This is a genomic window from Ktedonospora formicarum, from assembly GCF_016587355.1.
GTDB classification, from domain to species: Bacteria; Chloroflexota; Ktedonobacteria; order Ktedonobacterales; family Ktedonobacteraceae; genus Ktedonobacter; species Ktedonobacter formicarum.
The window spans coordinates 4,432,362-4,441,616 of record NZ_BNJF01000001.1; the positions used below are offsets into that span (position 1 = coordinate 4,432,362).

The 9,255-nt window shown below is 51.7% G+C and carries 7 protein-coding genes and 1 pseudogene; 7 read left to right on the forward strand and 1 reads right to left on the reverse strand.

Going from position 1 to position 9,255, the window contains the following annotated elements:
- The first annotated feature begins 211 nt into the window (after nucleotides 1-211).
- From K3T82_RS18995 to K3T82_RS19025, 7 genes are all read left to right on the forward strand, one after another.
- Nucleotides 212-364 carry a hypothetical protein gene (locus tag K3T82_RS18995; protein WP_220195010.1) on the forward strand — a complete coding sequence of 51 codons (153 nt, stop codon included), beginning with the start codon at nucleotides 212-214 and terminating at the stop codon, nucleotides 362-364.
- Between the two features lie 246 nt (nucleotides 365-610).
- Nucleotides 611-1,489 carry a hypothetical protein gene (locus K3T82_RS19000; RefSeq protein WP_220195011.1) on the forward strand — a complete coding sequence of 293 codons (879 nt, stop codon included), beginning with the start codon at nucleotides 611-613 and terminating at the stop codon, nucleotides 1,487-1,489.
- A gap of 6 nt (nucleotides 1,490-1,495) precedes the next feature.
- Nucleotides 1,496-2,047 (forward strand): cob(I)yrinic acid a,c-diamide adenosyltransferase, encoded by a 552-nt coding sequence (locus tag K3T82_RS19005; protein ID WP_220195012.1) that lies wholly within the window; start codon nucleotides 1,496-1,498, stop codon nucleotides 2,045-2,047.
- A 59-nt stretch (nucleotides 2,048-2,106) separates the two neighbouring features.
- Nucleotides 2,107-5,286, forward strand: coding sequence for a DEAD/DEAH box helicase (locus K3T82_RS19010; protein ID WP_220195013.1), 3,180 nt, complete (start codon nucleotides 2,107-2,109; stop codon nucleotides 5,284-5,286).
- Nucleotides 5,287-5,290: 4 nt separating this feature from the next.
- Nucleotides 5,291-6,301, forward strand: a complete 1,011-nt coding sequence (locus K3T82_RS19015; RefSeq protein ID WP_220195014.1) for an SWIM zinc finger family protein — start codon at nucleotides 5,291-5,293, stop codon at nucleotides 6,299-6,301.
- Nucleotides 6,302-6,611: 310 nt separating this feature from the next.
- A complete protein-coding gene (locus tag K3T82_RS19020) occupies nucleotides 6,612-7,199 on the forward strand; it encodes an RNA polymerase sigma factor (RefSeq protein WP_220195015.1) in 588 nt (195 codons plus the stop codon).
- Nucleotides 7,199-8,755 carry a TolB-like translocation protein gene (locus K3T82_RS19025; RefSeq protein WP_220195016.1) on the forward strand — a complete coding sequence of 519 codons (1,557 nt, stop codon included), beginning with the start codon at nucleotides 7,199-7,201 and terminating at the stop codon, nucleotides 8,753-8,755. Before K3T82_RS19020 ends, K3T82_RS19025 begins: the two co-directional genes overlap by 1 nt.
- 61 nt (nucleotides 8,756-8,816) lie before the next feature.
- On the opposite strand, the pseudogene K3T82_RS19030 reads toward K3T82_RS19025, so the two are convergent.
- A pseudogene (locus K3T82_RS19030) lies at nucleotides 8,817-9,255 on the reverse strand (hypothetical protein); the annotation flags it as partial.

The following is a 9,255-nucleotide window of genomic DNA, read 5'->3' on the forward strand; positions in this document are numbered from 1 at the left end:
GGGATGGATTGTATTTGCGATCGCCCCTGATCCAAAAGCTGAGCACGTCAGTGCACACTATACTTGTGGTGTATGTATCCTAAAAACATTGCTTTTCGGCTTAGCTTTGGGTACAATTTCTGTAATGTACAACTGAATGCGATGCTCAATCGTATCAGTTAGTATACAGAGGTAGCTCACCCTGGAAAGACTATTGCTAAGGGGAAAGAAGATGCAAAAACAATCACAGTATCGAAAAGCTGGTGCTAAAGCAATTGCTATTGATGGACGCAAGGAACTCAAACGTTACTATACGTACTTGCTTATCGCAGCGCTTGCGTGCGCCGCATTCGCCCTTAGTCTCTATGCTGTCTTCGGCCTATAAAGACACTTATACGATCCATTTCATATACGCTACTGGCATCCTTGTTTGAAGGGTGCCATTTTGTTTGGAATCGAAGCTATATAGGTCTGTCAGAAAAGATGCTTTGTCAGGTTCTATTTATGGGGAGATAGATCATGTGCAAGGAATCCTGATGTGAGATACAATATTTTATATGCATTTCCGCATCTGTTCCTGGATGTATACTGGCATAACTATTTGAGAAGAGCGTAGCGATGGAGGATTTTAATGCACCCAACCGGTCCAAGGCCGCATAACCCGATTCTAGCGCGCCCCTCTCGCGACGCCGTGCCTCGCCGCCTGATCGTGACTGCTGGGGTCGCGGCCTTTGCGATCTGTGATTGGTCGCTTTGGGTGCTTCTACGCGATGGACCGTGGGGGCCCCCTATGCGCCTGGTGATGGCAAATGAGGGTGTGACGGATGCTGTAGAGCGTACATTAGACGCTTTACTTCTCTGGCCTCAGGATGCCTCGCTCCTCCAATTGAAGGCAGGCTGGCAGGAGCAGAAGGTGCAAGTATGGGGTAGCAATGAGCAGGGAACCGGTATTTCATTGCTACATAGCGTTTTGCTGCGTGCCAATCGTGACCAGTTGCGTCCCAATTTACGCTCCCAGCCGGTGCCAAGTTTGCATGTATCCTGGGTCCCCATTGCCGATGTTGAGACCGGGCGGTACGCTCTGGACGAAGAAGTGAGACCAGGGTTATTGAATACACTCTATATGCTGCGCTCATTTGTTCAGCGCGAACCAGAAATTGTTTTACGTTATCTGGCAGACATGGATAAAATGAGTTTAGGGGAGCCTGTAGAGGCGTGGTGGCAACAGGACGGGAAGAAGCCGAATAGTCGGGAGACGCTCTCCCTTAACGTGATACGTGAGCCTGCGATTGGCGATGGTACCCTGACCCTGCCTGAGGCAACCTTGCTATATAGAGCCTTCTTTGCCCCAGATGAGCAGATTGATCTCTCGAATTTGCGGCGGCGCTTCCTGGCGACTAATCGCCTGCAACCCATAGACGCAGAACGCCTGGTGCGAGGTCGCGAGATGAGCCGTAGGCGTGTCAGCCGAGTCTACCGTTACCTGGAGCAAGAATCTAAAGGAGAATAGGGCGATATGGCAAAAGTAACAACTGGAACGGGTGATACCGGTTATACGGGTTTATTGGGCGAGCAGCGAGTGCCTAAATATGACCCTCGTCCCGAAACTTTTGGGACGGTAGATGAGGCAACATCTGCGCTGGGGCTAGCACGCGCTACTACGAATGACCCGCGCGTGAAAGAGGTCATTTACCATGTACAGCAGGAACTGTATCTCTTGATGGGAGAACTTGCCACACCTCCAGAGAACTATGAGGCAATGGGTCTGCGTATAACAAGTGAGCATGTTCAATCTTTAGAAAATATAGAAGAAGAACTTAAACTCGAGGTGAACATTCCGAACAAGTTTATTATCCCAGGAGATAGTATAGGTGGTGCGGCCCTGGATCTTGCGCGTACGATCATTCGACGGTCCGAGCGCATGGCTGTTAAACTCTTGCACGATGGCGTGATCCAGAATGGTGAGGTTGTGCGTTATTTGAATCGCCTCTCGGACCTCATATTTGTGCTGGCACGTTATGTTGAAGTGAAGTCATCGCTTGCACAGCGGCCCCAAGAGGGCGAATAAGGCTAGCTCGTGAAATTTGTAGGAATTTTAAGCAATCATCATAGGTGAGAGGGATTGACGTGGCAGTTTTGCATGTAACCTGGCAGGTTGGAGATGGAGGAAGGCTCTATATCTGGGGCGAGCGTGCCCAGGTCACACAAACTATTGAAGTGACCGCGCGTGGTAAGCTCCGGCCTCATCCTTTCTCATTGCTCGCTGTCGAACTGGATGAACAATTGGCAGGGATGCAGGTGACTCCAAGTGGGCACCGGGGGGCTCCCGATGTGCTCGCACTGCTCTTACCTTCGAGTAGCCGATCGCCTCTCCCCTCACCTCAACTGCTATTGGAAACACCAGTGGAAGTCAGAAGCCAGCCCCAACTACGTGGCTGGCTGATAGAGGCACTGAGCTTTGATGCACAGGCTGCTTGTGATTTGCTCCTCTCATTGCCCGTGAACCCACCCTCATCTGAGGACTACAATAGCTATGGCAGCGATACGCGCTTCTGGATGTGTGCGGCTCAACTGGCACTAGAACTGGTACAACACCAGAGCTTCTTGCCAGCCATTCATTCGCGCGTGAATGGGCGAGGGGATAAGCAACAAGTCCTTGCGGAGGCTTCTTGGGACCTTGCTCTCCTACCAGAAGATCGGGAGCGTGTTTCGCGTCTGGCCGCGGCTATGCCACCCGTTTGTCGTGCTCTCCTGGTGGAGGAACAACGCGAGAAATTGAGCGCGCAAGATTTACTGCTGCATTTCTTGCGTGTCAATGTTGATGCGCTGGTACGTGACGGACTGCAATCCATGATGGGTGATCAAAGTCGTTTAAAATGGGGCAAATCTCTTCCCTCGCAGTGGTTGCGCGCCTTACGGATGTCACAGGCTTCTCCAATTTCGGCCTCCTTTGAGGAACTTCGGTCATTCATTGATAGTATCTCTTCCTGGTTGCGGCCTGTGACCCAGCGTGCGGCCTTTCGGTCCTTCCGGACCTGCTTTCGCCTGGAACAGCCCTCCTCAGAGGAGCCTGAAGAGGAGAATCGAGAATCGTCGGAGCCCGTCTTCCCTTTATGGAAGCTCAGCTTTCACTTGCAGGCTAATGATGATCCTAGCCTCCTAGTGCCTGCCGAGAAGGCCTGGCAGGTTGGTTCTGACAGCCTCTCTTTGCTTAATCGTTCATTTGAGCGGCCACAAGAGGCATTGTTATCAGACCTGGGGGCAGCGTTGCGCCTCTACCCTACGCTAGCGAAAGGTCTGCGGAGCGCGCGCCCCTCTGAACTTGCGCTTAGTACTGAGGAGGCATATACCTTTCTTCGTGATGCTGTGCCTTTGCTCAAAGCGGGTGGCTTCGGGGTTTTAGTGCCGCCCTGGTGGGGGGGACGCGCGACTCGGCTCTCCGCGAAGTTGCGCGTTAGGCAACAGCGTGAGCAGGCCAACAATGAGAGTCAGGGCTACCTTTCTCTGGATAGTATTTTGACCTATGACTGGCAAGTGTCTGTGGGTGGGCAGGTGCTCAACGAGCAGGAGTTTATGGATCTTGTGGCTTTGAAACAGCCTCTCGTGAATGTGCGTGGTCAGTGGATTGAGCTTCGCCCGGAGGAGATGGAGACTGCGGCGTCCTTCTTTGAGAAGAAGTTACTTCACAAAAAGCTGAAGTTTGGTGACCTGCTGCGCCTGGAGGCTGGTGCTGAGGAGCATCAGGAGCTTGGTCTGTCTCTGGAGAGCATAGAGGTGGAGGGATGGCTTAGTGAGACTCTCAAGCGTCTGAGTGGACAGACGCACCTGGAGCCGGTGCCTATTCCGTCGACCTTCCAGGGGCAACTGCGTCCATATCAGGTGCGGGGTGTCTCCTGGCTGGCCTTCCTGAAAAGCCTTGGGCTTGGTGCTTGCCTCGCTGATGATATGGGGTTGGGTAAAACCGCCTCACTAATAGGTCTATTGCTCTATGAACGGTCACGACTCACGAGGGAAAAGAAACCATTTTCCCCTACCCTCATTGTCTGCCCCATGTCCATTGTTGGTAACTGGCAACGCGAGCTACAGCGCTTCTCGCCTTCATTGAATGTGCATGTCCATCATGGCGCGGATCGCTTTTCAGGAGAGGAGTTTGTGAAGCAGGCTCACGCGCACGATGTCGTTTTGACAACTTATGCCCTGACGCTGCGTGATCAGGAGTTACTGACACAGATCAACTGGGAGAACGTGGTGCTTGATGAGGCACAGAATATCAAGAATGATGAGGCTAAGCAGACACAAGCCATCAAGAAGCTGAAGTCGCACTACCGTATTGCTCTGACCGGTACGCCAGTTGAGAATAGACTTTCTGAACTGCGCTCGATCATAGAGTTCCTCAATCCTGGCTTTTTGGGATCTGGCAAGGAATTTCGTCAGCGCTACACAATCCCCATTGAGCGCTATCGTGATAAGGAGCGCGCTCAGGTTCTCAAGCAACTGGTCCAGCCCTTTGTTTTGCGGCGGGTTAAAACGGATAAAAGCATCATACAGGATTTGCCTGAGAAGATGGAAATGAAGGTACTGTGCAATTTGACGCAGGAGCAGGCCTCACTGTATGAGGCGGTCGTCAAAGAGATGTTGGAGAAGATCGAGAGCGCAGAAGGCATCGAGCGCCGAGGGCTTATTCTGGCCGCTTTGATGCGCCTCAAGCAGGTATGCAATCATCCTGCCCAGTTTATGAGCGATGGTAGCGAACTGGCGAGGCGTTCTGGCAAGCTGTCGCGCCTGGAAGAGATGCTAGAGGAGGTGTTAGCAAGTGGCGAGAAGGCACTGATATTCACTCAGTTCGCAGAGATGGGCCAACTCCTCCGTCAGCACTTACAGGAGAGCTTTGGGCGCGAAGTCCTCTTCCTGCATGGTGCTACTCCCAAGAAACAGCGCGATCAGCTTGTGCAGCGTTTCCAGGGCGAAGGTGAGGGCGCACCTATCTTCCTACTCTCGCTCAAGGCCGGTGGTGTTGGTCTCAACCTCACCGAGGCTAATCATGTTTTCCATTTCGACCGCTGGTGGAATCCCGCTGTGGAGAATCAGGCCACGGATCGCGCGTTCCGTATCGGCCAGCGGCGTAACGTGCAGGTACATAAGTTTGTCTGTGTTGGCACGCTGGAGGAGCGCATTGACGCGATGATTGAAGGGAAGAAGGAACTGGCTGAAAATGTCATTGGAAATGGTGAGAACTGGCTTACTGAGATGTCGACCAAGCAACTGCGGGAACTGTTTGTACTGGGGCGTGAAGCAGTAGGAGAGTAAGATTATGGGTAAACATCGAAGACGTAGCAGGTGGGGCTATTATCCCGATGATGATTATGCTGAAGATGATGAGTTTGAGGCAGATGAAATGCAGGGCTGGGAAAGTGAGCTTGATGAGGATTCCGATTATAGTTATAGGCGCTACTATAATCCGTGGGAACATACTACACCCATTCGTAGCGAGGGCGGCATTAAGGCCAAAAGCAAGCGCGGCAAGATCGGCGAGACATGGTGGTCACGTCGCTGGATCCAGGCTCTGGAGGAAATGGGTGTTGGATCACGGCTCGCGCGAGGCCGTAGCTATGCGCGCCAGGGTCAAGTACTCTCTCTTGATGTGCAAGCGGGTCGGGTGAATGCGGTAGTGCAGGGCAGCTCTCCGCGTCCCTATAAGGTTGTGGTTAAGCTTTCACCTCTGAGTAATGAAGATTGGGAGATCATCCTAAATGCGATGACCCTTGATGCTTTGCTTTCGGCGAGGTTGCTTGCTGGCGAAATGCCGCGTGAGATCGATGAGCTCTTCACACGTGAGCGTATCTCGCTCTTCCCTGAGATGATTGACGATCTTCAGACCAATTGTTCCTGCCCGGATTATGCCAATCCCTGCAAGCATATCGCGGCGGTCTATTATATCTTAGCGGAGCGCTTTGATAGCGACCCTTTTCTCCTGCTGACGTTACGAGGTCGCAACAAAGACGAAATCAGCGAGGTGCTACGTAGCAAGCGCAGTGTGACCTCTGATGGTGAGGTGGTAACCAGAGATTTTGAAGCGAGCGAACAGGAGCCTCAAGCACTATCGCAGCCCCTTGACGAGCGTGTGCATGATTTTTGGCTCGCGGGTGATGAGGTTGAGCACTTCGCGCTACGACCAGCGCAGAGCGAGGATCAGCAAGCCATGTTGCGCGAACTTGGCGAATCACCCTATGTGTTGGATGGAGAGAATTTGACTTCCTGGCTTGGTCGCATGTATCAGAAGGTGGCCCTTTACGCTCATCAGCGTCTTGATGAGGGATACTAAAGACGCTTCTCTTTTACCGTAGGGAGCTCCTTCTTCCTGCGAGGGTAGCAAATGGGGACGCTCTTGGCGAAAAGCTCAGAAATTGTGAGCTATTTCACTGTAAAAGCCCAGCGTATCAGCGATAATGGGCAAGGGCCTGTATGCCAGAAAAGAGTAGTCATTTACTAATAATATATAGAAATCAAATTTCGATGCCATTTTAGTAGACACCTCTAAATTGGACTTCCTGATTCGCAACAAATATATGATAGTTCGCATTGTAAAAGATAGAGGCCACGAACAAAGCATCGCTGCTGATGCACAGGGGATAATGAACGCGGTATTCAATGAGCCTCAATGCGTCGAAGAGGCGTGCCAGGGGTCGATAGCGGCTTTTGAAGCCCTGGTTTTGCATTACGAACCAAAGATCAGGCGTATGCTTTATGGCATGACTCACGACGAACAATTGACTCTGGATCTTTGTCAGGAAACGTTTTTTGCGGCCTACCGTGCCTTGCCTCGTATGGACGGAACGCAATTGCGCTTTGCTCCCTGGCTCTATCGTATCGCGCTTAATCAGTTGCGCAGTGAGTGGCGACGTAAGAAACATGTAACCATGCTCTCCCTGAATTCGTCTCTAAATCAAGATGAAAATGTAGGCGAGGGATATATTGATGAGGAAGCCTTAAAGCTGACCCCTTTTGAAGATAGTGTGGTGGAACTGGATATGGTGCAGCGAGTACTCGCGCATTTGCCCAGGAACTCTGCCATTTGCCTGCTATTAGACGCCGAAGGCTTTTCTTATAGTGAGATAGCGGAGATGATGCAAGATTCACTCTCAGCAGTACGTAGTCGCCTATCACGCGCGCGCCATGCTTTTCAACGTCTCTACGCCACTCTCGCTCAGGATGGTGTTTGATGAAGAATAGAATGTCTGACGCTCAGGATGGTGATACTCCTTCCTGTCCCTGGAGTAAGGACTGTGAGCGTCTGGCTGATGTGCTGGATGGAGAATGGATCTCTGAGCTTGAAATTGCTAGCTATAACGATGATGATGCTCGATTGATTCGCTGGCTACGCACGCATATCTCCAATTGTTCAATCTGCCGAGAGACATTAATGCAGACTCGTCAGGCGCTTGCGTCTGAACGTAGCATGTTACGTGAGTATCTTCAATTCGCGGAGGCTCATACGCCTTCTGCTACCGCAAGCATTATGGATGCGCTTCGCAAGGAAGCTCGTGATCCTGCGACTCCTGCCATTGTGGCTCAATCCTCGCGTATCCCGGAGCGAGGTGCCTCGCGTGCTGGCTCCAATACTCCTTCTCGCCCAGTGACAAAGAGATCCACCAGGGAAGGTGGTTGGGTATTGGCACTGGTTGCGGCCCTTATTGTGCTCTCCTTCGGATTCTTGAGCAATGCCGCCTGGAAGCACCTTACTCCTACACAAACGACACAGACAATGCGGAAGACGCAAACCGCTTCCCTTCCAGCCCCACCACGCTTGAATTTCACTACTGATTGGTCATCGGTGGTGGCGTTCGAGACCCAGAAGGGTCAACAGGATATTGACGTATTCGATCCCATACGTTCTGTGCAGCGTACACTTCTGACGACCCATTGTGATGATGCGCGACCCGATGCTATTGCCCATAGTGGTAAGAATCTGCTCTATCATTGCTATGATGGTCAAAGCACTATTTTTCATCTCCTAACAGGTCAGAGCTATCGGCTGGAAGCGGGAAAGCGTGGTGATGGGGGGGATTATAACGCAGTCTGGTCGACAGATGATAGTATGCTCTTTATTGCGTTGCCTGACTCGTTAGTACGCATCGACATCGCCCAGAGCAAGATTGAGCGTCTGGCATATACAATTCAGGCTCAACGTCTCTTGTTCTATTATGACGACGCGCTCTATTTTTCTTATAGTAACGATGGGTCTCAAGGGACGGAGACGCAACTTAAACGCTTGAATCTGAAGAATGGTAGTCAGGAAATTCTGGCACACTCTTCTTTGTCAGGCGCGCAGTTCTGGCTTCGCCCTGATGGACAGATGTTCTACTATACTTCCGCTGATGCTAATGGGCAGGTGGGTATCTATGCTATAGGGCGAGATGGCGGTAATACCTATCTCTTTTCACAGGACGAAGCCTTGGTAGGCTTTGATGCCTATAACGTGCCTATGGTCGTGCGTAATGTGCAGGAGACCTGGCAATTGATCAGCATTGACAGCGTTAGCCAGGAGGAGCAGACACGCGTCGTCGATATCGCACCAGGGGCGGAGAAGGTAAGTGCTCAAGATGTATTGCTCTCGCCCTATTCGCGCTATCTAGTGGTGATGGGTCAGTACCTGGATGGCTCGCAGCGTCTCTGGTTTACTGATCTGGCAACGGGTCAGACTCATGACGTCAATACCAACAGGATCGCTACACGTACTTACACATTCTGGCTTGGTTGGAGCAAGATACAGCCATGAGCAGAATAGATCCGATAAGCTAAGGTTGCCATCTACACATTTGTCATACCACACAAGAGCCTCAAATCGCATACTCCTCTGGCTGGAGCTGCTTCCAGATGCGTATGTGTGTGATACCAACTTCGTGTAGAATCCGCTCGGTCTCCTGGTGGGCCTGAGCGATTCTGGCAGGATAGTGTGCGTCGGAGCCAATGCTGATAGGGGTGTTGTGGCGTGCGCAGGCATATGCCAGACGCCGAACTAGATCGGTGTAGTTGAGGGTGTCGTAGCCGTTGAGTTCAAGTGCGACATTGGCATGAGCCGCTTTGGCGGCGAGCTGATCTAGCTCCTCGTCTAACGATTCTGGCAGAAATGGATTGGTGACACGCATTCGGACCGGGTGGCTAATCACGCTGAAGTTGCCACTATCTACCGCCTCGCGTAACAGGGTATAGTATTGTGTCCAGAGTTGTTCTCCTGCCTCTCGTTTAAGATCTATCATGTGTTCAAAGAGCACGCCA

Coding starts and splice junctions, on each gene's coding strand:
- K3T82_RS19015 (WP_220195014.1), top strand. CDS start 5,291: ATGGGTAAACATCGAAGACGTAGCAGGTGGGGCTATTATCCCGATGAT.
- K3T82_RS19025 (WP_220195016.1), top strand. CDS start 7,199: ATGAAGAATAGAATGTCTGACGCTCAGGATGGTGATACTCCTTCCTGT.
- K3T82_RS18995 (WP_220195010.1), top strand. CDS start 212: ATGCAAAAACAATCACAGTATCGAAAAGCTGGTGCTAAAGCAATTGCT.
- K3T82_RS19005 (WP_220195012.1), top strand. CDS start 1,496: ATGGCAAAAGTAACAACTGGAACGGGTGATACCGGTTATACGGGTTTA.
- K3T82_RS19020 (WP_220195015.1), top strand. CDS start 6,612: ATGAACGCGGTATTCAATGAGCCTCAATGCGTCGAAGAGGCGTGCCAG.
- K3T82_RS19000 (WP_220195011.1), top strand. CDS start 611: ATGCACCCAACCGGTCCAAGGCCGCATAACCCGATTCTAGCGCGCCCC.